Consider the following 24,117-nt stretch of genomic DNA (forward strand, 5'->3'; position numbering starts at 1 on the left):
TATTTTAAAGAAACATGAACGTTACTCAGTCCTACGAGCTTGCGCTCCAGAAGAATGGTTTTCAGGCGGATGCTGCACAAAAAAAGGCCGTTGAACGGCTGCAGCAATTCTACGATGAATGGCAAGCTTATCAACGAGCGCGCAGTAATCCATTGAGACGGCTACTTTCTCGAACCGAACCCCCTCGTGGGGTTTATTTATGGGGTGGTGTCGGACGTGGAAAAAGCTTTTTGATGGACGCGTTCTACGACACGGTGGAAGATTCACGTAAAGCCCGTTTGCACTTTCATGAATTTATGCGTAGTGTCCATCGGGCGATGGATAAGGTTAAAGGTCGGCAAGATCCATTGGAAGAAGTCGCACGTGAAATTGCTTCTAAGTATCAATTGATTTGCTTTGATGAGTTTCATGTCTCAGACGTTGCAGATGCCATGATTCTGCATAACTTGCTCTTTGCGCTCTTTGAGCGGGGTGTGGCATTTATTATGACGTCGAACTATGAGCCGTCCACACTCTATCCCGAGGGTCTACATCGAGATCGGATATTGCCAGCGATTCAACTGATTTATGAACGCATGGATGTCTTAAACGTGGACAGTGGGGTGGATTACAGACGCCGTTCACTGGAGCAAGTTGAAGCCTACCATTACCCATTGGATGCGGGCGCGCAAGTTGCCATGGAAACCGCGTTCGAGACGTTTTCTGAATCAGAACGATTGAAGCCGGAAATCGAACTTGAACATCGCCTTATCCCTGCGGTTGCACGATCAGAAAATGTGATTTGGTTTGATTTTGAAACCCTGTGTGAAGGGCCTCGTTCACAGAATGATTATCTAGAATTGGCAAATCAGTATCAGGTGGTCCTGCTCTCGGATGTACCTAAAATGACAGCGAGACAATCATCAGCGGCTCGACGCTTTACGTGGCTGGTTGACGTTCTGTATGATCATCGAGTTAAGTTGATTATCTCGGCAGACTGTGAACCAGAAGCCCTCTACACTGAGGGGCCCATGTCTAATGAGTTTCATCGAACGGTGTCGAGACTGCTGGAAATGCAATCACTGGAATATTTGGAATCAGAGGCACGTGTTGCCGCTGAACTATAAATTTTGTTTTAAAGAAAAATCTTATGAAAACTCGTGTGCTGACTGGGATCACAACGACAGGGATTCCTCATTTAGGTAATTATGTAGGCGCCATTCGTCCTGCCATTCGTGCCAGTCAGGCCGATGATGTCGATGCTTTTTTCTTTTTGGCAGACTACCACGCATTAGTTAAATGTGATGAGCCGCAAAGAATTGCCGAATCTAGATTGGCCATTGCGGCGACTTGGTTGGCTGCAGGTTTGGATACGAATAAAGTCACGTTTTATCGTCAATCTGATATTCCGGAAATCCCGCAATTGAGCTGGATGCTCACCTGCGTCACAGCAAAGGGATTGATGAATCGTGCCCATGCCTATAAAGGCAGTGTCGATCAAAACCGTGAAAAAGGTCTGGAAGACGATGATGGAATCACGATGGGCTTATTCTCTTATCCCATCCTGATGGCCGCCGACATCTTGATGTTCAACGCGAACAAAGTTCCAGTCGGTCGAGACCAGGTACAGCATTTGGAGATGGCGCGAGACATCGCGCAACGTTTCAATTATTTGTATGCTAGCGAGTCTAAACCGCTCTTTGTACTGCCCGAAGCCGTGGTGGATGAGGCGGTCGCGATTTTGCCGGGCTTAGATGGCCGCAAGATGTCGAAGAGTTATGGCAACACTATTCCTTTGTTCGAAGGTGGTTCGCGCCGTTTACAAGAAACGGTGTCTCAAATTGTGACTGACTCTCGTTTGCCTGGGGAACCTAAAGATGCACATGATACGCATATGTTCCCGATTTTTCAGGCGTTTGCAACTGAAGAAGAGACGGCACAATTTGTGCAAGATTTGAAAGAAGGTTTGGGTTGGGGTGAGGCCAAGAAACGTCTGGTACAGGTCGTAGAGCGTGAGATTGAACCCTTACGGGTTGAGTATGAAAGTTTGATGACGCGTCCTGATGATTTGGAAGATATTTTGCAGGCCGGGGCTGCTAAAGCTCGAGAAATTAGTGCGCCGATGATTGAGGCTGCGCGTGAGGCAGTTGGACTGTGTGGAGTCAGTGCGCCTGTTGTGTCAGTTAAAAAAACCAAACAAAAGGCAAAGCTAGCCCGTTTGGTGACCTATCGCGACGAAGATGGACAGTTCCGTTTGAAACTGTTTTCTGCGACGGATGAAACACTGGCAATCTCTTTACCAGTAGCCAATCCACGCGATTTAGGTGCCGTGACCCAGCAGTTAAAACAACCTTCGGTTGAGATCTGTGTGGATCCAACGGATGAGAAAGCCTATCAGGTGATGAACGGATCCGAAGTCCTTGCGCAAGGGATGGCAAGTGACAGCGTACAAACGCGCGATGTGCTGATGGCTGCAACCCAAGTCGCCATTGTGCAGCTGCAGGACTAATCTCATTGGATAATTCTTTGCACACTGCGTTGAGTCAGGATCTGAAAGATGAGATTGACTCGATTTTTGGGCAAACGGGGCGTTTGCAGCAGGCGTTTGAACACTATATTTCCCGTCAAGCGCAAGTTGACCTTGCAGGTGAAATTGCGCAGACCATTGAAGAATCCTCATGCCTGATTGCGGAAGCGGGAACTGGGATTGGTAAAACGTGGGCCTATTTGGTGCCTGCCTTGTTGCGTTCAGAAAAAACGTTGATTTCAACAGGAACCAAGACCTTACAGGATCAGCTTTTTGAAAAAGACCTGCCTCAAGTCTCTAAAGCTTTGGGGCTTAGTGTCAACACAGCCGTTCTAAAAGGGCGCGCAAACTATGTGTGCCACTATCACTTAAAAAGAGCGAACGAAGAAGAGGGTGCTTTAACGCATCGTAAACAAGTCGTCTGGTTGCGAGATATTACGAGATTTGCGGCAAGCTCAAATACGGGTGATAAGGCGCAGCTGGAAACGGTGCCGGAAGATGCCGATATCTGGCGCATTGTCACCTCAACGCGTGAAACGTGTTTAGGACAAGAATGCCCACACCTGTCAGACTGTTTTGTTTATAAAGCCCGACGTCAGGCGCAGCAAGCGGATTTGGTGGTGATCAATCACGCCTTGTTTATGGCTGATGCTGCCCTGCGTGATGAGGGTGTATCAGAGCTTTTACCGCAGGCTGATTTGGTGGTGTTCGATGAAGCGCATCAGTTGCCTGATGTGGCGACCCGTTTTTTAGCACAATCCATCTCAACAGCTCAAATCACGGATTGGGCGCGCCAAGTCGAAGTGTCTGGTTTGGCTTATGCACGTGAAACAGTCCGGTGGCGTGACTTGTGCGCAACGCTCACACAAAGCATGAAAGATTTGCGCTTAGTCTGCGACTGGGTGTCAGCGTTGAACGGGCAGCGCGTCATGCGTGACCAGTTTGAGCGAAACGAAGAGAGTATGGAACTCTTTGCGAAGCTTTGTCAGGCGGTTGATGCGATCGTTGAACCACTCAAAGCACAAGCTGAGCGTCACATTGACCTAGAAATGCTCATGAATCAAGGGGTCGGTTTTCAGGAGAAATTACAGCACTGGCGACCCGATGCTTTAGAAAACCCTGTCGGCCAAACGTCCGATGCGATCAATGCCAATTTGGCCCAAGTGGATTGGGTGGACTGGGTGGAGTTGTTCTCAGCCCATGTACGCTTTAACAGTGCGCCTCTGTCGGTCGCCCAAGCTTTCTCAAAAGAGCGTCAAGCACAACAGGCTTGGGTGTTTCTGTCGGCCACTTTGTCTGTAAAGGGTGATTTTCAGTACTTTACGTCTCGCCTTGGGCTTGAAGATGCAAAAACAGTGCGCTTTGCATCGCCGTTTGATTATGGACAGCAGGCCTTATTGTGTGTACCCGAGACATTACCTCAAGTGAATGATCCAACGTTTAATGAACGTTTCGTGGAGTATTTGCTACCGCTCATCCAATTGAACGATGGTGGATGTTTAATTTTATGCACAACGTTAAGAGCCATTGAGACGATTGGGGCAGCCTTAGAACACAAACTCAAGGATCTGGGCATTGAATGGCCTGTGCTGCGTCAGGGGCAGCAGTCGAGGGCTGTGTTGCTATCGCAATTTCGTCGTGAACCCAAAGCCATTCTGATTGGAAGCGCGAGCTTTCGGGAAGGTGTGGATTTAGCGGGTGAACATTTAACGCTGCTGGCAATCGATAAACTGCCATTTGCACCACCCGATGACCCTGTATTGCAAGCGCGCATCCGTCAGTGCGAAGCACGTCGTGGCAGCCCGTTTATGGAGTTGCAGATCCCTGAGGCTGCAATTGCTTTAAAGCAAGGTGCAGGGCGCTTAATCCGAACAGAAAAAGATTGGGGTGTGCTGGTGATTGGTGACCGACGCTTGGTCGAAAAATCATATGGTCGCAGGCTTTGGCAAGGCTTGCCACCTTTTCAGCGAACGCGTGAACAAGACGTTGCTTTGTCGTTTATTCGAGAAAAGCGCAACACGAATAAAGACGCGTAAAAAGCATACAGAAAGAAGAAAGCCTGTTCGCATGACTGAGTAGATAGTCGGGCGAACAGGCTTTAATTCAATAGAGCTTAATCAGAAGAGATAACGCATAGGATTCCACCAGCTGTATTCAGCATTGGGGAAGCCTTTTTCGATCAGCTCGGTATCGGGGAAGTTGGCCAATAAGACACGCTCACTGTCGGCAGCCATGTCAGGCAACTCCAGTTTCTGATACGACAGCATCATGATGTAGAGAGCTTGCTCAGACGCCGGGACACCTTCAAACTCAGTCAGAACACGTTGCGCACGGTTAATTGCCGCGACGTAACCCTGACGGTCGTAATAGAAACGCGCGGTGTGTAGTTCATGCTCAGCCATGATGTTGACCAGCCAGTTCATCCGTTTGCGAGCATCATCGGCGTAACGACTTTGTGGGAATCGGTGGACCAGCTCATCAAACGCAGCGTAAGACTCTTGCATGGCTTTAGGATCGCGTTCTGCAGGATCTTGTAGGGTGACCGATGAAAACACAGCGCTAGGCGGTGTAAACAGGATCAGGCCACGTAGAAAGAGCATGTAGTCAGTCCCAGGGTGATTGGGATACTGCTGCAAGAAACGGTTAATTGTTGCCAGTGCCATTTCAGGTTCCTGATCTTTCCACTGGACGTAAGCCAGATTGATCAGCGATTGCTGTGCGTAAGGCCCAAATGGAAAGCGTGCTTCAACGCTGGTGAAGCGACGTTGTGCGGCTTTCCAGTTGCCTGAGTTCATTTCGGCTGTCCCGTCTTGGAACAAGCGTTCAACCGACCAATTGGCTGTTTCGTCGGTTTCCTGCCCACTGGAGGAACAACCGCCTAACAGGGCGAGGCTCAGGAGAAGACTGAGGATAAGAATAAGTTTCTGAGGCCCATAATCACGAAAATTTGATTTGGCCAGCATCGGAATGGAGATCACGCAACTTTTCCTAGTGTTAGCATTCAGACTGAATTATAGAACCTTAACATCACATGGATGCAAGTAACGAAGAAGAGATTCACGGTGCACAGATTATGCATCAGTTTATAGTGCCTTCCCCTTTGGGGCGTGAACGTCTAGACAAAGTGATGGCCGCTATGTTGCCACAATTTTCTCGTGCCCGTTTACAAAACTGGGTGCAGGCAGGTCATGTGTCGGTCAATGACCAGATTCAGACTAAACCCAGAATGATGCTTAAAGTGGGTGATGCGATCCAAGTTCAGGTGCAGCCTGATGAGTCTGAGTCTTTCATGACAGCGCAACCAGTGAACTTTGATGTAATTTCAGAGTCTAAACAATGGTTAGTGGTCAATAAGCCGGCAGGTTTGGTTGTTCATCCTGGCGCAGGCAACTGGTCGCACACTTTGCTCAACGGTTTGTTATATCGTTTTGAAGCGCTTAAAGACGTCGAGCGAGCTGGCTTGGTGCACCGTTTGGATAAAGATACTTCAGGTCTGATGGTGGTTGCACGGACAGCACTAGCCCGTGAAGAACTGATTCGGCAATTGCAAGCACGGACTGTGAAGCGTGAGTATATTGCTCTGGTTCAGGGGCACGTTCAAGCGCAGCAGGGAACTATAGAGCGATCGATTGGACGCGACCCTAGGGTTGCTGTCCGTATGAGCGTTGTGCGCCCGATTGCAGCCAAAGAAGCCCGAACTGATTATCAGGTTGTACGCCGTGGGATGTTGAAAGGTTCTCCGGTGAGCGAAGTGATTTGCCAACTACATACGGGTCGTACGCATCAGATTCGTGTTCACATGGCCAGTGAAGGTCATCCACTGGTTGGTGACACTTTATATGGTGCTGCGCGCTCCGAGTGGGCACCTCGACAGATGTTACATGCGCGCGCATTGGCATTTGAAGATCCACAAACACAGGCTCGTATGGCCTTTGAGTGTGCATTGCCAGAGGATATGGCGTATTTGCTTGATGAAATGCAAGCGATTACGTAATGTGAATATTTGATTCATTCGATTCAGAATATTTCGGAGGACCGCTTGAACCAACCATTCAAAACATCAAACAGTGTGTTGTCGGTACAAGGGTTAAGTCCGAACGTTTGTGTGCTGAGCACCACACGCTATGGCGGCGTGAGCCAATCACCTTTCGAAAGTTTAAATCTAGGCATGCATGTGGGGGATGATCCACAGGCCGTGCAAGAAAACCGCGACCGCCTAATCAAACTTTTACCAGCCGAACCACTTTGGCTAGATCAGGTGCACGGGTGTGACGTTGTGGATGCGGATGCGTCACGCACAGATGTGCCGCAGGCAGATGCGGCTGTAACCACTCAACCTCAACGGGTGCTCGCCATCATGACGGCAGATTGCCTGCCTGTGGTTTTGTATTCAGAAAAACATTCTGTGCTTGGCATGGCGCATGCGGGTTGGCGTGGATTGGCACAAGGTGTGCTTCGAGCCGTTGTGGATGAAATGGTCGCCAAAGGTTGTCCTGTCGATGCCATCTCAGCTTGGATTGGGCCTTGCATTGGTCCGAGCGCCTACCAGGTGGATGCGAGTGTTCGGGATGCGTTTTTGAATTTAAGCGCTACGTTCGCGGACTGCTTTGTTGAAGATGTGAGCGCATCTGAGAAATGGGTGGCTAATTTACCCAAAATTGCCATCAAACAATTATATGACTTGGGTGTAAAGCAGGCTGTTTGGAGTGGATATTGCACAGTCCAAGATGAGGCGAAGCGTTTTTACAGTTATCGCAAAGAAGGTCAAACCGGTCGAATGGCGACTTTGGCTTGGATCACGAACCCATAAATCTGAGCTGTCGTTTGAATTGAGCCAAAGCCCAATATTTTAACCTGAAAATCTTATATCTTTATATATAACTATCATCGGGTAAAAAGCGGGTTGACAAGATATCGATGTTAAAGCAGATTAACATTATGGTGATGAGTTTAAGTGATGAGAGAAGGGGGGACTGTGGCGAATGACTTTATGAAACTCTGGGGCAAAACTCCCATGTTTAATAGCGAAGCGTTAAAGCAAATGCAAGAGCAGTTTATGAATAACTGGCAGCAACTTGCAACGTCGGCAACTCAGAATGAATTACCTGAAATTAAAGACAGACGCTTTAGAAATGAGGCTTGGCAGCAAAGTCCTGCGCATCTAATGATGGCGCATATGTATTTAATGTCGAGTCAAGCCATGAAAGACATGGTTCAAAAAGCGGCCGTGCCAGAGGAAATCAAGGAGCAGCTCGATTTCTCGGTCAATCAATGGGTCGATGCCATGTCGCCGGCAAACTTTCTGGCCACTAACCCTGAAGCACAAAAAATGCTGATCGAAACACGCGGTCAGTCTTTGCAGCAAGGCGTGCAGAACTTTTTAAGTGATTTGGCCAAGGGTCGGATTTCGCAAAGTGACGAAAGCAAGTTTGCAGTGGGTGAAAATCTGGCTATCACCCCAGGCTCTGTAGTTTTTCGAAATAAATATTTTGAACTGATTCAATACAAGCCACAAACTGAAGAAGTTTATCAGCGCCCCATTTTATTGGTGCCACCTTGTATTAATAAATACTACATTCTGGATTTGCAGCAAGATAATTCATTTGTGAAATATCTGGTCTCGCAAGGGTTCACCGTATTTTTAACGTCATGGCGTAATCCATTACCAACCGATACGGATGGTATTGAAACAGCGACCTGGGATGATTACATCGAAGACGGTGTTTTGACGGCGATTGATCTGGTTCGAGATATCTCTAAAGTCCCCAAAATCAACGTGCTGGGATTTTGTGTTGGCGGCACGATGCTCTCGACGGCATTGGCTGTGGCTGCAAGTCGTCGTCAAAGCCGTGTTCAATCGCTAACCTTGCTCGCGACAATGCTGGATTTTTGCGATACCGGTCAGCTTGGTTTGTTTGCCACTGAAGCGCACACACGTCTTCGTGAACAGCAAATCGGTCAGGGAGGTCTGATGACTGCCCGTGAATTGTCGACAACGTTTTCGTTTTTACGCCCCAATGAGTTAGTCTGGAACTATGTGGTCTCGAATTATCTGAAAGGCGAGACACCCATGCCGTTTGACCTGTTGTTTTGGAATAGCGACAGCACGAACTTAGCTGGACCTTTCTTCGCATGCTATTTCCGAAACATGTATCGCGAGAATCTCTTGGCAACGCCGAATGCGATCAAAGTCTGTGGCAAGCCAGTTGATTTGCGCAAAATTACGGTGCCGACTTATTTATTGGGTTCGAAAGAAGACCACATCGTGCCGTGGAAGACCGCCTACGTGTCTTCACGTCTGATGTCTGGTGACAATCGTTTTGTGCTGGCTGCATCTGGGCATATTGCGGGTGTGATTAACCCAGTTTCAAAGAACCGTCGTAGTTACTGGGTGAACGAAACGCAGGATACGGATGTCCCTGCCGATGAGTGGTTTGAAAACTCCCAAGAGTTGCCCGGCAGCTGGTGGACGGATTATGTGCAGTGGCTTGCTAAACAGTCTGGCAAGAAAAAAGCCGCACTGACACAAGAAGGTTCCGAGACGCATCCTGTGCTGGAGGCAGCACCAGGTTCATACGTCAAAGTACGTGCAGTTTGAAAAGGTTTGCTTTATTACTTGATGGATCCAGATAAGGAGAATTGTTTATGACGACGAAAGTGGCTTATGTAACAGGCGGTATGGGCGGCATTGGAACGGCAATTTGCCAGCGTCTTGCCAAAGATGGTTTTAAAGTCATTGCAGGTTGTAGCCCTAATCGCGATCCGTCAGAGTGGCTTGCAGAACAAAAAGCATTGGGCTTTGAATTTGAAGCCTCTGCTGCAGATGTGGGTAACTGGGATTCAACCGTGGCTGCTTTTGAGAAAGTGGGCCAGGTTGATGTGTTGGTGAATAACGCTGGTATTACGCGTGATGGCACTTTCCGCAAAATGAAGCCTGAAGACTGGCATGCCGTGATGGATACCAACCTGAATAGCGTTTTTAACGTGACCAAACAAGTGATTGAAGGCATGGTAGAACGTGGTTTTGGTCGCATCATCAATATCAGCTCCGTCAATGGCCAGAAAGGTCAGTTTGGTCAGACGAACTATTCGGCTGCAAAAGCAGGCTTGCACGGCTTTACGATGGCGTTGGCACAAGAAGTCGCTGGCCGTGGTGTGACAGTAAACACCGTTTCACCGGGTTACATTGGTACCGACATGGTTCGTGCCGTCAGACCCGATGTGTTGGAGAAAATTATTGCAATGATCCCAGTCAAGCGTCTGGGTGAGCCGGAAGAAATTGCTTCGATGGTGTCTTGGTTGGCATCTGATGAAGCAGGTTTTTCAACAGGCGGTGACTTTTCCGTCAATGGCGGTATGCACATGGGTTAAGCTGCTCGGGGCGCCGCTCATGTGGGCAGCGCCCGTTTGTAGTTAGGAAAAGTACATGACAGACACAGTAGTGAAGGACGTTCGTCTTATTAAGAAGTATCCGAATCGGCGTCTTTATGACACCAGAACCAGCAGCTATATCACCGTCGGTGATGTGAAAGAATTGGTTCTCGGACATGAGAAGTTTCAGGTGGTTGATGCCAAAACCGGCGATGACATTACGCGCAGTGTTTTGTTGCAGATTATTCTGGAAGAAGAAACAGGTGGACTCCCGATGTTTTCTTCTGAAATGCTTTCTCAGATTATTCGTTTTTATGGCCATGCCATGCAAGGTATTATGGGTGCGTATTTAGAAAAGAATATGCAAGCTTTTCAGGAAATCCAGGATCGCATTGGCGAAAAATCTCAAGGTATGCAGTTTGGACCTGAGGCCTGGACGCAATTCATGAATATGCAATCGCCCGTTTTACAAAACATCATGAACAACTATGTTGAGCAGAGTAAAAACATGTTTGTTCAGATGCAGGATCAGATGCAAGATCAAACGCGTGCCATGTTTGGTGGTTTTCCGTTTACGACCAAAGATCCACTCAAAGAAACTGATGAGTCCTGAGCGATCATCTGCGCGGCTCCGTGAGTTCGCGCAGATCTAATCGCAATGATCATCGGGTGAGTGATCGTTCAGGATTTCACCATGAAGATTGCAGGATTGACGCGCGCATCGTTTAAGCTGACATTCCAGTGCAGGTGAGGGCCTGTGGCGCGACCCGTGGCGCCGACCTTACCCAGCACATCGCCTGTGCGGATGACGTCACCTGGCAGGCGATCGATTTCAGATAAATGACAAAACATGCTGATAACGCCCTTGCCATGGTCCACAAAGACGGTCATGCCGTTAAAAAAGTAGTCTCCCACTAAGATCACAGTGCCATCAGCAGGCGCTCGTACGGGTGTGCCTTTGGGTGCAGCTAGATCAAGTCCGGAGTGTGGTCGTCTGGGTTCACCATTAAAAAACCGCTGAAATCCAAATGGACTGGAAACTCGTCCTTTGACAGGCGCTTCAAATCGTAGGGTTTCGGGCGTTTTGGGGGTAAAGGTTCTATAAGCTTCGAGTTGTAGGTCGAGCTCAGTTTTAATCCGATCGAGCGTGGCTTGTGGTGGGGAAACGTATTTGTTGTCTTTGAGCGTGATGTGTTGTTTGGCATAGGATTTGTCACGGATTTCAAACGGGCGATCTGTGGTTGTGCCTTGCTCAGTGACTTGTAAAGTTTTTAAACCCACGGGTGTGTCTATGGGTAAACCCACGACTGCCCACCATTGTTGGCTGGGTGGATCTTGAATCACCAAAACAGACCGACCGTCAAAGCGAGCCTCAGGAGCTTGCGGCTCAGTGCCTAACGGCAGTAAAGCGACACCGCCGGGATAAGCATGATTTTTTAAATGCTGTAAAGAAATAGGAACGTGTGCTGTGGTCGCTGAATTCGTTGATTTTTTTGCGAATGCCGTGATTGGCAAGCAAGGGACAAACAGTCCGGTGAGCAGAATTTGTAGACTGCGTCGTCTGGAAACTAGAGATAATTTGCAAGCGGGCTGACGTATGAACTTTGGCATGAATCTCAATCAAAGGTTGGATCGTGTTGTGGGGAACACTTAAGCTTAGCGCAGACTGTAATTGAATTCCCCGGTTTGTAAAAGAAAGGGTGCACCAGAGTGAACGACCGCTTGCATCCCAAAACAAATCGCTTCACCCATTGATGCTGCACGACGATATTCTGACAGGACATCCGTGATGCCAGGTTCACGCATAGCGGTCCAAGGATCAATCTCAGGGATCTGGCATCGTGTACAAGGGCGAATGACTTCTAAAACAAGCGTTTCGTCACCACGAGTAAAGGTCAGATGTTTCATTTGATCTTCGGCATGGGCGGGTACATCACTGAGTACCAGGTTAGGTCGGAAGCGTTCGATCCCAATCGTTTCGAGCCCATTCTCTTGTAAACGTTCGTTTAAGTGATCGACAGAGGCTTGGGATAGAATATTGACACTATAAGCATCTGTAAATGGATGGTAGCGGGGTTGGAACTGCGGATTAAAGTCTGCACCCAACCAGATGGTGTCACAGAGTCGGGGATGTTCCGGATTAAACTGAACTAGCCTGAAATGGCGTCCTGGAATTTGTAGATAATTGTCGAGCCACTGTACGACTTCATCGCCAAGATCAAAAGCGCTTACTCGATCGTTCCAAATGGTGATGCGAGATGAGGTCGAGTGTTCAGTTGCCAGCGGGATAGTTAGATTCGGTTGGCTAGGTGCTGAGAGTGTCAGACTTTGCTCGGATAGCGCAGTTTGTATCCACACCAGATGGGGGATTTGTCGCTGCGTCTGAAAGCGGCCTGAATCGTCGACGATGACCCAATGACGATCCCGTTCTAACCCCAACGCAGTCACTTCGACCTGTGTGAGCGATTGCCCTGCACAGGATTTGATGGGATAGCGAAACATGGTCGAAAGCGTGGCGGTGTGTGTGCTCATGATGCGTTTGTCGTCTATGCTCGTTGCAAATTGAACGGCTGAACGTTGTTCTGAATTGGACAGCCTTCAGCATAGGATATACCTATGACACAGTGCAGCGGTCAATTTACAGCTGTCGGTGAATATTTTATTGATAAGGAGAGTTTTTATGCCGTCATTTGATGCGGTCTCAGAAGTGGATAAACATGAATTGACCAATGCGGTGGATCAAGCTAATCGAGAGCTATCTACGCGTTTTGATTTCAAAGGTACACAAGCCAACTTTGAGCTCGATAAAGAAGGGTCTGTGATCAATCTCACAGCGCCCAGTGCGTTTCAGATTAAACAAATGGTGGATGTGTTGCGTGGTCGTTTGAGTGCTCGCAATATTGATACTCGTTGCCTAGAGTTTGCTGATGTGATTGAAAACCTCGGGGGTGCTCGTCAGGCGGTCACAGTTCGTCAGGGGTTAGATCAGCCAACCGCAAAAAAACTGATCGCCACGATTAAAAGCGCAAAAATCAAAGTGGATACGCAAATTCAAGGTGAAAAGCTTCGTGTCACCGGAAAAAAACGAGATGATCTGCAAGCGGCGATTGCGCTCTTAAAAGAAACTGATGTCGATAGACCGTTGCAGTTCAACAACTTTCGGGATTGATTGCATTCGGGCTTTCTCTGTACGACGCCCTAGGATGTCTGGTTTCCTCAGCACTTTAAGTAATGTTTTGTAAATTGCAGCCTGATTTTTACGCAATAAAGTCGTTAAATCTGCTATAAGGGTAAACCCTAGTCTACTATTTGCTGCAGTTGCACAAAATTAAGAGACTGATGATGTACCAGAACCGATCAGTATTGATTTTGATCAAATATATCTGGTGCATCAGATGTCATTGCAGTACGCTTAATGTTGCAGTGCCGTGAAAGACGGTGACTGTTATTTTGTTATTTCGGAGTGTGTGGACATGAATTGGACTTCGCTGATTTCAACCAGTGTGGTTGTGGGCATGGTATTGCTCAGTGGAAATGTGGCTGCTGAGCAGTCCAAAAAGGTCGTGGCCGTCGAAAGCCCGAAAGAAACGGTAGCTGCTGAGGCAAAAAAAACTGCTCAAACTCGTGAAATTAAAGAACCTGTTGGCCTTGTTTCAATCGAAGAGACACAGTTTGGATTGATTATTGGTGGCAGCTTCGGTGGTGGTATTTTGACGTTTGATGGCAAGTCATATGACTTTGAGCTGGGTGGCTTGAGCTTGGGCGCCAATATCGGTGCATCGCGCATGGCAGCTGTTGGTGAGGTGTATGACCTGACCACGCTGGATGACTTTCCAGGGACGTACGTTCGTGTAGAAGGGAGTGTGGCGCTCGGTGGTGGTGTCGGCGGTATGACCTTGAAAAATGAGCATGGCGTTCTAATGCGTTTGAAAGGTACGACACAGGGCTTACAGTTGAATGTGGGTGCCTCTGGTGTTTCTATTAAGTTTGCAGCTGCAGAGAAAAAAGCGATTGCCGAAGACAAAGAGCAAGCTCAGGCGTTAGAAAAAGCGAAAGCGGCCGCACAAGATGCAGAAAACAAAGTTGAATCGGCAACTGATGCGACGGTTCAAGAAACAAAATCTGTGTCAGAGAAAATTGCCGATCAGGCTGGTGAGCTGACTGACAAAGCCGACAAAATGCTTGACTCAGCCATTGACGCTGCTGCCGATGCCGCTGAAAAAGCATCAGAGAACATCGAAGCAGCGGTCAATAAAGCGAAGTCGAAGTAATCAATCGTTGACTGGTTCGGGGGGTTACACCACGCTGGCGATAGCACCCCCGTCCATGTTGATATTCACACCCGTTAAGTAGCTTGCCTGAGGTGATGCTAAAAAGACCACGGTCTGGGCAATTTCCTCAGGTTCAGCTAAACGACCAAGCGCAATGCGTTGAGTCGCTTTTGCCAACGCTGTCTCCATATCAATCCCTTCTAACTTGCAGCTGGCTTGCAAGCCTTGTTCGAGTCGTTCAGTGTGTGTGGCACCTGGATTGACACCAAGAACCCGAATGCCTTGTCTACCATAAGCCGTGGCGAGTCCCGCAGTAGCCAACATCAATGCCGCATTGGCACTTCCACCCGCTAGGTGAACTGGACTGGCGGTCTTACCACCGGCACCAATGACATTGACGATGACCCCTTGCTCGCGTTGTGCCATGCGTTTAATGGTGGGGTCAATCATGTTGATGTAAGTGAAAAACTTGGCATCCATGGCCTTGCGCCAATGATCGGGTGAGAGTTCTGGCGCCGGCGTGCGAATTGCCGCACCAGCAGAGTTCACAAGCACATCGATAGGGCCTAGGGCGAGCTCTGCACCTTCCAAGGCTTGTGCTGCCTGTGCGGCGTCTTGTAAATCCGCTGCTTCAATGTGTATATGTTGACTAGACTGCGGTATTTCTTTTGCCAGTGCTTGCTGGGCGGCTTCAAGCGTTTGTCGATTTCTGGCAACGAGTGTGACTTTGGCTCCTTCCTGTAGAAACAGCTTAGCGCAGGCCAGACCGATTCCTTTGCTGCCGCCAGTGATCATCACGTGCTTTTGAGTAAGATTGAGATCCATGTCGATCCTTTTGAGTGTTGGCTGATGAGTTTAAGTGCATTTGTAATGATTTATAGCGCAGGCGCGCGCTTTGATGTGTGCTTTCAGAGTGATCTTTCCGGGTTAGCGCAGAGGTTGATTGTCAAGGTCATTGTGTGTGCAGACTAGGGATAGCGCTCAGATTGTGGGCGCTCTGTGCCACAATCACCCCATATTGCGGTTTTTACCGTTCAGCAGATGAGGACGTACATGAGTGATTTGGATGATAAGCAGCCGTTGGTTTCGGCACGGATTCGTGAGCGAATTCAGGCGGCCGGAAAGCGGTTCCATGCCAATGACAATATTTCGCAGTTTATTGAGCCGGGCGAACTTGAAGCTTTGCTCGATGAAGTCGAAGACAAAATGCAGGGCGTTTTGGAAAGTTTGGTGATTGATACAGACAACGATCACAATACGCAGGAAACAGCCCGACGAGTGGCCAAGATGTACCTACAAGAAGTGTTTGGCGGTCGCTACCAGACAGAACCACCTGTGACGAGCTTTCCGAACGTTGAACGCTTAAATGAATTGATGATTGTGGGTCCGGTGACAGTCCGTAGTGCGTGTAGTCACCACTTTTGTCCGGTGATTGGTCAAGTCTGGATTGGCATCATGCCCAATGAGCACAGTAGCCTGATTGGTTTGTCTAAATACGTTCGTTTGGCTGAATGGATTATGACACGTCCGCAAATCCAAGAAGAAGCAGTTGTACAGCTGGCTGATCTGATTGAAACTAAAATGCAGCCTGATGGCGTGGCTGTCGTCATGAATGCGACGCACTATTGCATGGCGTGGCGTGGGGTACGGGACATGGGTAGCCGCATGATTAACTCGGTCATGCGGGGATCATTTCACAGTGACTCTGTTTTAAGACGTGAGTTTTTGGCTTTACTCCCAAAAGACGAACGATAAACGTCTGAAACCAATCTAGTTAACTTTCCATAGAGGTTTGTGTGAGGTGAGTGTGAGGTGATTGCTCGATCAGACAGGTCTTCTGTGATACGTTGAGTTTTTACGTCGTTCATGATGTTTAGAAAGGATCATGCAATGTCACAAAAATCGAATGCACAAGCGCTTGGTTCGCAAAAAGCCTCGGACAGTACCTCGGACTGGCCGTTAAGTATTCGCTTATTACTCAACTTAGGCCATGCGATCGATCACATGTTTTTGTTGATCTTTGCAGCTGCTGTGGGTGTGATTGCGGTGGAGTTTCAGTACGACCACTGGGAAGATTTGATGCCTTATGGCGTTGGTGCCTTTGTCATGTTTGGTTTATGTGCCATGCCGGCAGGGCGTTTGGGCGACTTATGGGGTCGACGCCAGATGATGCTGGTGTTTTTCTTTGGTATGGCAGGTGCGACCTTATTGGCTGCGATGTCGAGTTCATCGGTTCAGATTGCGATTTCGTTGACCTTGGTCGGTGTCTTTGCGTCCATCTATCATCCGGTTGGTATTCCGATGCTGGTGCAGCGTTCTTTGCGCCCCGGTATGACGATTGGCATTAATGGGCTTTGGGGCAATATGGGTGTGGCTGTGGCCGCACTCTTGACCGGCTTTTTGGTGAAGTGGTTCGGGTGGCGTGCGGCGTTCGCAGTACCTGCATTATTGTCGTTTATCTGTGGAGTCCTGTTTCTCGTTTTATGTCCTAAAGAGACTGAGCCACCCTCCAAACGTGCAAGCAAGGCCAGTGTGCAATTGCCCCGTAAATTGCTGGCGCGAGCTTTATTGGTCATGACGATTGCGTCTGCATCGGGTAACTTGCTCTATAACTTCACCACAAACGGTAATGGTCAGTTACTGATTGAACGCTTTGAAGGGATTATTGACGATCCGGCAGTGTTAGGAACTTTGTTGGCCATCGTGTATGCGATTGCTGCCTTTGCTCAAGTGGTTGTTGGCAAGTTGCTGGACCGTTTTGAAGTGAAGCCTTTGTTTGTCGGCATTGTCCTTTCGCAAATTCCTTTGTTGCTTCTGATTTCGTATGCCGAAGGTTGGTTGATGTACGCCGCCTTGTTGGCTGCCATGGTGTTTATTTTTGGGGCGATTCCGTTTACGGATGTGATGATTGTTCGTTATGTGGATGATCGTATGCGCTCCAGGGTCGCGGGGATCCGATTTACGATTTCGCTAGGATTTAGTGCCCTGGCTGTCTGGGCTTTGGGTCCTTTTGTGAAGTCCTCTGGGTTCTCTAATTTGTTTTTGTTGATGGCTCTGATTTCCTTGTGCACGCTCTCCGTTGTTTCACTGCTTCCCAGTGAGCGCAAAGTCGCTAGCATGCGCCTGAACATGGATGATCAGGCGGTCGGTGCAGATTGACTAGCGTTACACAAAGCGTACTTAAATATGTCGGCGTAGAGCTTCAAAAAACAATGTGGACTGTTGTCTTTCACCGTGCATCTGCTGGCTGACCTTGTCGGCCAGTTCTGGTGCGACGGGTTTTAACGGTAGACCTGTCGAGCGAGCAAGAACCTCTGCCTCACAGGCGCGTTCCAGAAAATATAAATCATCGTACGCGTAATCAATGCGTTCGGCACAGACGACGACTCCATGATTTCCAAGAAATGCAATATCGGCTTTTTTCAGACTTTGCGCAATACGTGCACCTTCTGAATCATCGAGTGCGAGTCCGTCGTAATCATCATCGGCAACTGTTCGATTGTGAAACCGCATGGCGTTTTGTGACAAGGTTGTGTCGAGCATCCGAGCCCCTGTCAGCGTGAGTGCTGTGGCATAAGGCATGTGCGTGTGTAAAACACAGTTCTTGCCGGCAAGCGTGTGGATTGCGGCATGGATAAACATGGCGGTTGGTTCAATTTCGTGACGGCCCGCAAGGCGGTTACCTTGTGCATCCACCAATACAATGTCGCGTGCCTGAATTTCTTGCCACATTAAACCTTGAGGATTGAGCAAAAAACGACCGCTTTGGTCTTCGAGTGCAATGCTGAAGTGATTACAAACGCCTTCAGAAAAGCCGTGATAGGCCGCTGCTCGTAACGCCAATGCAAGATTCTCACGTAACGCAAGCACGGGTGCGCTGTGATAATCCTTTTCGTGTTGAACAGCGCTCAGGCTGGTGGTATTCGTTGCATCAAGCTGGGTAGGGGAGGCAGACATATCGATCCTTTACGAACAAATCATGAATGATCTTGATGATAGCGTGTCGACTCTCTCCTGCCCAGTTTAGAAGCGTTCTATTGTGGATTGGCGCAATGGCCGCCTAGAATGATTTGACCAGATCCCAGTGCAATGGCAGGAGGCTCTTTGCGAAGATCTGGCTTAGGTGAAGCTTGCCAATCCCAGATCAGAAACAGTGCAAATATGATCCAGAATGACAGGCTTAACAAACGGCGATTGACCGAAGTGTGTTGAATTGGCATGAACTGTCTCCTCAGATCCGGTAGTGACGACGAATGCGTACACCTAGCATCGTGCCAGCAAAAGCCAATGCAATCCAAAGCCAGCCGTGTAGACTGCCGGTCGATACACCACTGAGCATGGCACCGATATTGCAGCCAAATGCCAGACGTGAGCTGTATCCCATCACAAAGCCCGCAATCAGAACAATGACCCATTGTTGCGTTGTCATCGGTTTGCTAGACGGTTGGGTTTTTGTGCTCACCCAAAGTGCACCCGCCAGAATACCAATGTTGGTAATGGAAGTGACATCCAAAAACAGGCTTTCAGCCAAACGCTCGCCATGACCTGCCTGACCCCAGAAAGGGTTGCTAGCAGGATCAAACAGTGAGGTAGCTTGTGCAACTTTAGCGGCCCAGAGTCCAAATCCGTAGACAATTCCCCAGGGCTGTCCGGCAATCACCAGATTTAAGGTGGCCAGTGCGGCTAGCAAGACACCACCCCAAATCCATTTGTGATCAAACCAATGACGGTTGGGGCCGACCCATAAACGCACAACCACAAGAATGACAGCGAGTCCGGCTAAGGTCAGCAATAATGCTTGGGATGCACCAAATTCTTCAATCAGACCGACGGGTTGCGTTTGACCCAGGGAGAGCCAGTGGTGCAAATGAACGGAACCTAAAAAACTGCCAATTGCGAATAAGGGCAAGATGGCCATATTCATGGGAATGCCCAAACCCGCTTTGTAGAGCGTGCCTGAACCACAACCATCGGCAATTTGCATCGTCAGACCAAAGATAAATGCACCCACGATCAAGCTGATGCTTGGGGGACCTAGAGCGGCACTGAGTTCGGTGTAGGTTGCAATCAATGGGATGGCAATGAGTGCGGCCAGACCCAGTAATAGGACTTGCCCCGCCACGCCACTTGGATCACGTTTTTCAATGAGATTGCGCCAGCCTGTCGTAAAACCAAAACGGGCTGCAGCGAGGGTGGCGCCCATCCCAAGGCCAACAATAAAGAGAAACGATTGTCGCACCGAGACTTCGAGCAACAGGAAAATATAAAACACAACAATTAACGCTGTGATCGCATAGCGGTTCATTCAACTTCCTCGGCGTTACAGACTAGAAAACCAATCTTTGGTTTGACGCCATAGTGTGGTCACTCGGCTCGGCGCGTTTTGAACGGGCAAAGCTTCATCAGCTTGCGTCCAATCCACCATCGAGCCCGCGTAGAGCTTTACATCCGGTTGCTCGAGAACTTCTGAAAGCACAAACCAGTTGGTGGCGGCCCAGTGTCCTGTGTTGCAGAAAGACACAATTTCTTGATCGGGTTTAAGCAAACCGTGTGATTGGGCAATGGCTCGGATTTCGTCTTTGGATTGCAGCTCACCACCTGATTTAAACCAGAGTGCATGCGAAAGATTTTCAGCACCTTCCAGTGTGCCAGCGACTTTGGCGCCAGGATGGCTGGTTTCACCTTCATAAAAGGCGGCAGGACGGGCGTCAATTAAACGAGATGATGTGGCTGTATTGCGACTAGCCAGTGCTTCTCGTGTCACGTTAACGCTTGCGTTTTCCGTTGGCGTGTAGTCACTCGGTTGTACCGTGACGGGCTGGTTGGATACATCTAACCCCTGTTGTTGCCAAGTTTGCATGCCACCGTGAAGAATTGAGAGATCGGACAAGCCAGCCAGACGTAACGTCCAGTAGACGCGGGCTGCGGAACCAAAGTCGGTGTCACTGTTTCCACTGGAAATGACGACTGCATGTGTTTCAGGTGTGAGACCAAGATTCTGAATGACTTTAGTCAGTTCAGTGAGTGCGGGTGTCTGGCCAGGGTTTTCTGCGGGACCGCGCCAGACTGCGTAAGGGGCGTTTACGGCGCCCGGAATATGTCCTTCTTGATAAGCCTGTGGATCACGAATATCGATGACGCGGATCTCGGCGTTGCTTAGGACTTCAGAGAGTTCTGTTGGTGTCAGCAGCGGTTGGGCGGCCACGGTGAATGCGGCGGCACTCAGTGACAAAGCAAAAATGTAGTGTTTCATGAGCGTGTTTTCCAGAATAGAACAAGGCAAGGACTCTATTCTGGACAGGTGCGTTCAATATTGGAAATAATCATATGTGGTTTGTTTATAGCTTTTGGTTATAACGATGATTCGCACTCACCCGCTAAATGCTCAAAACTAGTGAGCCAAGCGACAGGTCATTTCAATGGTTGGTTGGAGTAGTGAAGGCTGATCAGTCTGTACTAAGAGTTTGATAGATATTTGGCAAAACAATATAATTTTTTACAATTTCAGTTGCATTTTTGTCATGAAAACCAACCTACATACCCATTAGCCTATCTTTCATCGTCCAGAGGTAGCGAAAAGATATATTGAATATCTGTTGCATCAAAAAGCAGCCGAATCGGGCACGTTTTTAGCAGCACCACGTAGAACAGGAAAATCGACTTTTTTGCGTGAAGATTTGAAACCTGCATTTGAAAAGCTTGGCATTGAAGTTATTTACGTCGATCTGTGGGAGGATCTATATGAGTTACCAGAAAATGCGTTGATAAAGGCTATTCAGAAAAAATTGAAAGCGAAAAAGGCATTAAGGCTTCATTGCGTGACATGGTTAAATGTCTACGATTGTCTGCTGAATTTGCGAACGTCAGTCTCGATCTCGAGACCACACACAAGGAGAAAAGTGTGACGGTCGCACAGGTTTTGGGTCAACTACCCCTCCCTAAAGGAAGGGGCTTGTGAAAGCAAGCCAGGTTGACCAGGGTCAGCGGTTTCGCACCGCTACGTTTGCAACAGGTCGCTAAGACCCACTCCGAGATGCTTCCTCAGTCCCGGACACTGGAAGGTTTGGATCATGCTGGCGAAAGGTAAAGCGCCGAAGGTTCTCACTGCAGTACGTTGTACTGGAGCCGGTTACCAACATTCCCGAGGGGAGATAGGGAGCAAGCCCTGCGTGACTAGACCCGTAAGGGTTTTGTTTTGAAAGGAGTCTCATCATCGCGGTTTATGTATTGGATAAGCGAGGCAAACCATTGATGCCCTGCACCGAGAAACGGGCCAGGTTGCTACTGGAGCGTGGGCGTGCGCGGGTACACCGAAGGGTTCCTTTTGTGATTCGGATGATTGACCGAACACAAGAGGACAGTGTGTTGCAGCCACTACGCTTAAAAATTGACCACGGTAGCAAACGAACCGGCATGGCACTGGTGCAAGATAAAGAAACCATCGATACCGGCACCGGCGAGATCACCCGTCACGCCAAGGTACTGAACCTGATGGAGCTGCAACACCGGGGCAATCACATCAGCGAGAACCTAGAGCAACGCCGGGCCAAGCGTCGGCGTCGGCGCACCGCCAATCTGCGGCACAGAGCACCTCGGTTTAATAATCGCACCAAGCCCAAGGGCTGGGTGGCACCGAGCCTGCAGCACCGAGTCGATACGACCATGGCCTGGGTCAAGCGCCTTCAGCGCTGGGCACCACTCACGGCTTTGTCGTATGAGCAAGTACGCTTTGACATGCAAAAGCTACAGAATCCCGCAATCACAGGGATTGAATACCAACAGGGTACATTGTTCGGATACGAAGTGCGCGAATATCTGTTAGAAAAATGGAAGCGCTCATGCGCCTACTGCAAGGCGGTCGATGTACCACTGGAAATCGAGCACATCCAGCCCAAATCAAAAGGCGGCAGTGATCGTGTATCCAACCTGACGCTTGCGTGCCGTTGTTGCAATCAGCAGAAAGGCAACCAACCCATCGAGCAGTTTTTGGCGAATAGGCCGGATGTGCTCGAGCGCATACTGGCTCAAGCCAAGGCACCCCTACGAGATGCAGCCGCTGTAAATACCACCCGCAATGCACTGGCTGATGTGCTCACACGCACCTGCCTGCCGCTAGAACTGACTACAGGCGGACAAACTAAATTTAACCGCCGCAAGCTGGGCATCGCCAAAACTCATGCGCTGGATGCGGCTTGTGTCGGTACGGTCTCTGCTGTCACCCATATTCACCGACCAACTCTGCTCATTCAATGCACGGGCCGAGGCAGCTATCAAACAACTCGATTGACTCGGCACGGCTTTCCTCGTGGCTACCTAATGCGTCAGAAGCAGGTACACGGCTTTCAGACCGGTGATCGAGTCAGGGCTGTTGTACCTTCGGGCAAAAAAGCCGGAACTCACATTGGCCGTGTTGCTGTCCGGCAAACCGGCAACTTCAATATCCAGACACAGGCCGGTATCATTCAAGGCATTAGTCACAAATACTGCCAGTTGCTCCAACGGAGTGATGGTTATGGTTACCATCTGATAGCACAACACAAAACGGAGGAAGCGAGAGACAGGGTGGCCTAACGACCACGCGCTATCCCTCCAGACACTAAAGTACCGGGTTTCTCGCGCAAAATTGATGAAGTGGGAAAGCCTGAGATTTTAGCAACTCTTGAGGATTGGGGATTGCTTGATGCGGACACCGCACGTTTATGCCGTAAGAGCTTGCATACTTAAGCTTTTATAAACAAAATCTGAATACGCGATACTTCATGGAAGTTCAGGCCTGTTGCCTAGATCTGGAGATCGCGATCAGATAGATGATGACTCTGAGAGTTGTGTTAATTTCAGATTGGCCATCCATGATTTGCTGCCACGAGTCAGTAGAAATTATTAAACGAAGTAATCAGAATATTTTAGGTAAAAAATGCTTCTGAATAAATTAAAAACACTGGATGCTTCTGCGGTTGCGCCTGCCAACTTTGGTCTTGTGATGGCCACGGGGATCATATCTATTGCCGCGCATTTTTTAAACGTGCAATGGCTTGCAAGATTTTTATTTGACGTCAATATTGTTTTCTTTGTCGTTCTTTGGGTTTTGACGATAGTCGTCATCATCAATGACTACAAATCATTTGTAGGCCAGCTATCTGACTATCTTGGGGGGCCTGGTTTTTTTAGTGTTGTTGCAGCCACCAATGTTTTAGGCAGCCAGTTTGTTATTTTGGATGGTGACTATACATTAGCAAGTTATTTATGGATGTTTTCTTGCATCTTATGGGTGATCCTGACATACGTGTTTTTTACAGCAATCACCATACAGCCGCAAAAACCAACGTTAGAAACGGGGCTTAATGGCAGTTGGCTGTTAATTGTTGTGGCAACTCAGTCTGTAACGGTCTTAGGAAGTTTTTTAATACACCAAAACGCTTTATTCAATGCAGCGTTTCTGGAGTTTTTTATTTTAATTATGTGGTTTGCTGGCGCGGCGCTTTATTTTTTAATCATGACGATGATTTTTTATCGTTATTTGTTTAGAGATTTTGCGCCAAAAGATCTCTCGCCGTCGTATTGGATCAACATGGGAGGCATGGCGATATCCACATTGGCAGGCGCACGGTTAATTGTTATTTCCCCAGAATCTGAGCTGCTTTTAAGCATGCTCCCTTTCTTGAAGGGGCTGACTTTGTTTTTCTGGTCTGCTGGAACCTGGTGGATTCCATTTTTGATTTTGTTGGAAATCTGGCGACAAATCTATAAGCATTACCCAATCAATTACAATCCCATCTATTGGGGACTGATTTTTCCGCTTGGCATGTATGCTGCCAGCACGTATGAAATCATTGAGATTTTTGATCTTGGTTTTATTCGATCTGTCCCTCATGTTTTTCTCTACGCAGCAGCGATCTTATGGCTTGCCACTTGCGGCGGACTGATCCATAAGATCTTGAAGTCAATATCGGTTTCTATCAGAAAATAGAG

General features: G+C 48.6%; 22 protein-coding genes. 14 read left to right on the forward strand and 8 right to left on the reverse strand.

What is annotated here, in order from left to right; genetic code table 11:
* The first annotated feature begins 14 nt into the window (after positions 1-14).
* The 3 genes from zapE to ACOI06_RS05580 are packed head-to-tail and all read left to right on the forward strand — an operon-like array spanning position 15 to position 4,542.
* Positions 15-1,106 carry a cell division protein ZapE gene (gene zapE / locus ACOI06_RS05570; RefSeq protein WP_420661532.1) on the forward strand — a complete coding sequence of 364 codons (1,092 nt, stop codon included), beginning with the start codon at positions 15-17 and terminating at the stop codon, positions 1,104-1,106.
* A gap of 23 nt (positions 1,107-1,129) precedes the next feature.
* Positions 1,130-2,488 (forward strand): tryptophan--tRNA ligase, encoded by a 1,359-nt coding sequence (locus tag ACOI06_RS05575; RefSeq protein WP_420661533.1) that lies wholly within the window; start codon positions 1,130-1,132, stop codon positions 2,486-2,488.
* Between the two features lie 5 nt (positions 2,489-2,493).
* The gene (locus ACOI06_RS05580) at positions 2,494-4,542 is read left to right on the forward strand and encodes an ATP-dependent DNA helicase (RefSeq protein WP_420661535.1); all 2,049 of its coding nucleotides are present in this window, start codon (positions 2,494-2,496) and stop codon (positions 4,540-4,542) included.
* Positions 4,543-4,623: 81 nt separating this feature from the next.
* On the opposite strand, the gene ACOI06_RS05585 is transcribed toward ACOI06_RS05580, so the two are convergent.
* On the reverse strand, positions 4,624-5,424 hold the full coding sequence (locus tag ACOI06_RS05585) for an outer membrane protein assembly factor BamD (protein WP_420661652.1): 801 nt from the start codon (positions 5,422-5,424) through the stop codon (positions 4,624-4,626).
* A gap of 113 nt (positions 5,425-5,537) precedes the next feature.
* Here ACOI06_RS05585 and ACOI06_RS05590 point away from each other — a divergent pair, with 113 nt between their 5' ends.
* The 5 genes from ACOI06_RS05590 to phaR all read left to right on the forward strand — a co-directional run bounded on the left by ACOI06_RS05590 (position 5,538) and on the right by phaR (position 10,490).
* A complete protein-coding gene (locus ACOI06_RS05590; RefSeq protein WP_420661536.1) occupies positions 5,538-6,500 on the forward strand; it encodes an RluA family pseudouridine synthase in 963 nt (320 codons plus the stop codon).
* Positions 6,501-6,545: 45 nt separating this feature from the next.
* Positions 6,546-7,316 carry a peptidoglycan editing factor PgeF gene (gene pgeF, locus ACOI06_RS05595; RefSeq protein WP_420661537.1) on the forward strand — a complete coding sequence of 257 codons (771 nt, stop codon included), beginning with the start codon at positions 6,546-6,548 and terminating at the stop codon, positions 7,314-7,316.
* 180 nt (positions 7,317-7,496) lie between these two features.
* Positions 7,497-9,104, forward strand: a complete 1,608-nt coding sequence (locus tag ACOI06_RS05600) for a PHA/PHB synthase family protein (protein WP_420661653.1) — start codon at positions 7,497-7,499, stop codon at positions 9,102-9,104.
* Between the two features lie 47 nt (positions 9,105-9,151).
* Complete coding sequence (phbB, locus tag ACOI06_RS05605; protein WP_420661538.1) at positions 9,152-9,877, forward strand: acetoacetyl-CoA reductase; 726 nt, start codon at positions 9,152-9,154, stop codon at positions 9,875-9,877.
* Positions 9,878-9,932: 55 nt separating this feature from the next.
* Positions 9,933-10,490, forward strand: coding sequence for a polyhydroxyalkanoate synthesis repressor PhaR (gene phaR, locus ACOI06_RS05610; RefSeq protein WP_420661539.1), 558 nt, complete (start codon positions 9,933-9,935; stop codon positions 10,488-10,490).
* A gap of 68 nt (positions 10,491-10,558) precedes the next feature.
* Here the strand turns inward: phaR and ACOI06_RS05615 are convergent, their stop codons facing one another.
* Together ACOI06_RS05615 and ACOI06_RS05620 are read right to left on the reverse strand one after the other, a co-directional pair.
* Complete coding sequence (locus ACOI06_RS05615; RefSeq protein ID WP_420661540.1) at positions 10,559-11,488, reverse strand: peptidoglycan DD-metalloendopeptidase family protein; 930 nt, start codon at positions 11,486-11,488, stop codon at positions 10,559-10,561.
* 45 nt (positions 11,489-11,533) lie between these two features.
* On the reverse strand, positions 11,534-12,409 hold the full coding sequence (locus ACOI06_RS05620; protein WP_420661541.1) for an MOSC domain-containing protein: 876 nt from the start codon (positions 12,407-12,409) through the stop codon (positions 11,534-11,536).
* A gap of 148 nt (positions 12,410-12,557) precedes the next feature.
* Here ACOI06_RS05620 and ACOI06_RS05625 point away from each other — a divergent pair, with 148 nt between their 5' ends.
* Together ACOI06_RS05625 and ACOI06_RS05630 are read left to right on the forward strand one after the other, a co-directional pair.
* On the forward strand, positions 12,558-13,046 hold the full coding sequence (locus ACOI06_RS05625; RefSeq protein ID WP_420661542.1) for a YajQ family cyclic di-GMP-binding protein: 489 nt from the start codon (positions 12,558-12,560) through the stop codon (positions 13,044-13,046).
* Between the two features lie 304 nt (positions 13,047-13,350).
* Positions 13,351-14,148, forward strand: coding sequence for an EipA family protein (locus tag ACOI06_RS05630; RefSeq protein WP_420661543.1), 798 nt, complete (start codon positions 13,351-13,353; stop codon positions 14,146-14,148).
* Between the two features lie 24 nt (positions 14,149-14,172).
* Here the strand turns inward: ACOI06_RS05630 and ACOI06_RS05635 are convergent, their stop codons facing one another.
* A complete protein-coding gene (locus tag ACOI06_RS05635) occupies positions 14,173-14,973 on the reverse strand; it encodes an SDR family oxidoreductase (RefSeq protein ID WP_420661544.1) in 801 nt (266 codons plus the stop codon).
* Between the two features lie 228 nt (positions 14,974-15,201).
* Here ACOI06_RS05635 and folE point away from each other — a divergent pair, with 228 nt between their 5' ends.
* Together folE and ACOI06_RS05645 are read left to right on the forward strand one after the other, a co-directional pair.
* Positions 15,202-15,903, forward strand: coding sequence for a GTP cyclohydrolase I (gene folE, locus ACOI06_RS05640; RefSeq protein WP_420661546.1), 702 nt, complete (start codon positions 15,202-15,204; stop codon positions 15,901-15,903).
* 135 nt (positions 15,904-16,038) lie between these two features.
* A complete protein-coding gene (locus tag ACOI06_RS05645) occupies positions 16,039-17,307 on the forward strand; it encodes an MFS transporter (protein WP_420661547.1) in 1,269 nt (422 codons plus the stop codon).
* Between the two features lie 21 nt (positions 17,308-17,328).
* Here ACOI06_RS05645 and ACOI06_RS05650 read toward each other — a convergent pair whose 3' ends face one another.
* From ACOI06_RS05650 to ACOI06_RS05665, 4 genes are all read right to left on the reverse strand, one after another.
* Positions 17,329-18,105 carry an aldolase gene (locus tag ACOI06_RS05650; RefSeq protein WP_420661548.1) on the reverse strand — a complete coding sequence of 259 codons (777 nt, stop codon included), beginning with the start codon at positions 18,103-18,105 and terminating at the stop codon, positions 17,329-17,331.
* A gap of 77 nt (positions 18,106-18,182) precedes the next feature.
* Positions 18,183-18,368, reverse strand: coding sequence for a hypothetical protein (locus tag ACOI06_RS05655; protein ID WP_420661549.1), 186 nt, complete (start codon positions 18,366-18,368; stop codon positions 18,183-18,185).
* Positions 18,369-18,379: 11 nt separating this feature from the next.
* The gene (locus ACOI06_RS05660; protein WP_420661550.1) at positions 18,380-19,453 is read right to left on the reverse strand and encodes a YeeE/YedE thiosulfate transporter family protein; all 1,074 of its coding nucleotides are present in this window, start codon (positions 19,451-19,453) and stop codon (positions 18,380-18,382) included.
* A 15-nt stretch (positions 19,454-19,468) separates the two neighbouring features.
* Entirely contained in the window at positions 19,469-20,401 is a 933-nt protein-coding gene (locus tag ACOI06_RS05665) for a sulfurtransferase (RefSeq protein WP_420661551.1), read from the reverse strand.
* Between the two features lie 998 nt (positions 20,402-21,399).
* Here ACOI06_RS05665 and iscB point away from each other — a divergent pair.
* Together iscB and ACOI06_RS05675 are read left to right on the forward strand one after the other, a co-directional pair.
* The gene (gene iscB / locus ACOI06_RS05670; RefSeq protein ID WP_420661552.1) at positions 21,400-22,719 is read left to right on the forward strand and encodes an RNA-guided endonuclease IscB; all 1,320 of its coding nucleotides are present in this window, start codon (positions 21,400-21,402) and stop codon (positions 22,717-22,719) included.
* A gap of 343 nt (positions 22,720-23,062) precedes the next feature.
* Positions 23,063-24,115 (forward strand): tellurite resistance/C4-dicarboxylate transporter family protein, encoded by a 1,053-nt coding sequence (locus tag ACOI06_RS05675; RefSeq protein WP_420661553.1) that lies wholly within the window; start codon positions 23,063-23,065, stop codon positions 24,113-24,115.
* Positions 24,116-24,117: the final 2 nt, after the last annotated feature.

It is taken from the genome of Orrella sp. 11846, from assembly GCF_048820935.1.
In the GTDB taxonomy this organism is placed as follows: domain Bacteria; phylum Pseudomonadota; class Gammaproteobacteria; order Burkholderiales; family Burkholderiaceae_B; genus Algicoccus.

Coding starts and splice junctions, on each gene's coding strand:
- ACOI06_RS05665 (WP_420661551.1), bottom strand. CDS start 20,401: ATGAAACACTACATTTTTGCTTTGTCACTGAGTGCCGCCGCATTCACC.
- ACOI06_RS05655 (WP_420661549.1), bottom strand. CDS start 18,368: ATGCCAATTCAACACACTTCGGTCAATCGCCGTTTGTTAAGCCTGTCA.
- iscB (WP_420661552.1), top strand. CDS start 21,400: ATGCCCTGCACCGAGAAACGGGCCAGGTTGCTACTGGAGCGTGGGCGT.
- ACOI06_RS05675 (WP_420661553.1), top strand. CDS start 23,063: ATGCTTCTGAATAAATTAAAAACACTGGATGCTTCTGCGGTTGCGCCT.
- ACOI06_RS05625 (WP_420661542.1), top strand. CDS start 12,558: ATGCCGTCATTTGATGCGGTCTCAGAAGTGGATAAACATGAATTGACC.
- phbB (WP_420661538.1), top strand. CDS start 9,152: ATGACGACGAAAGTGGCTTATGTAACAGGCGGTATGGGCGGCATTGGA.
- ACOI06_RS05600 (WP_420661653.1), top strand. CDS start 7,497: ATGAAACTCTGGGGCAAAACTCCCATGTTTAATAGCGAAGCGTTAAAG.
- ACOI06_RS05620 (WP_420661541.1), bottom strand. CDS start 12,409: ATGAGCACACACACCGCCACGCTTTCGACCATGTTTCGCTATCCCATC.
- ACOI06_RS05590 (WP_420661536.1), top strand. CDS start 5,538: ATGGATGCAAGTAACGAAGAAGAGATTCACGGTGCACAGATTATGCAT.
- ACOI06_RS05645 (WP_420661547.1), top strand. CDS start 16,039: ATGTCACAAAAATCGAATGCACAAGCGCTTGGTTCGCAAAAAGCCTCG.
- ACOI06_RS05615 (WP_420661540.1), bottom strand. CDS start 11,488: ATGCCAAAGTTCATACGTCAGCCCGCTTGCAAATTATCTCTAGTTTCC.
- ACOI06_RS05660 (WP_420661550.1), bottom strand. CDS start 19,453: ATGAACCGCTATGCGATCACAGCGTTAATTGTTGTGTTTTATATTTTC.
- ACOI06_RS05630 (WP_420661543.1), top strand. CDS start 13,351: ATGAATTGGACTTCGCTGATTTCAACCAGTGTGGTTGTGGGCATGGTA.
- ACOI06_RS05635 (WP_420661544.1), bottom strand. CDS start 14,973: ATGGATCTCAATCTTACTCAAAAGCACGTGATGATCACTGGCGGCAGC.
- ACOI06_RS05650 (WP_420661548.1), bottom strand. CDS start 18,105: ATGTCTGCCTCCCCTACCCAGCTTGATGCAACGAATACCACCAGCCTG.
- ACOI06_RS05575 (WP_420661533.1), top strand. CDS start 1,130: ATGAAAACTCGTGTGCTGACTGGGATCACAACGACAGGGATTCCTCAT.
- phaR (WP_420661539.1), top strand. CDS start 9,933: ATGACAGACACAGTAGTGAAGGACGTTCGTCTTATTAAGAAGTATCCG.
- folE (WP_420661546.1), top strand. CDS start 15,202: ATGAGTGATTTGGATGATAAGCAGCCGTTGGTTTCGGCACGGATTCGT.
- zapE (WP_420661532.1), top strand. CDS start 15: ATGAACGTTACTCAGTCCTACGAGCTTGCGCTCCAGAAGAATGGTTTT.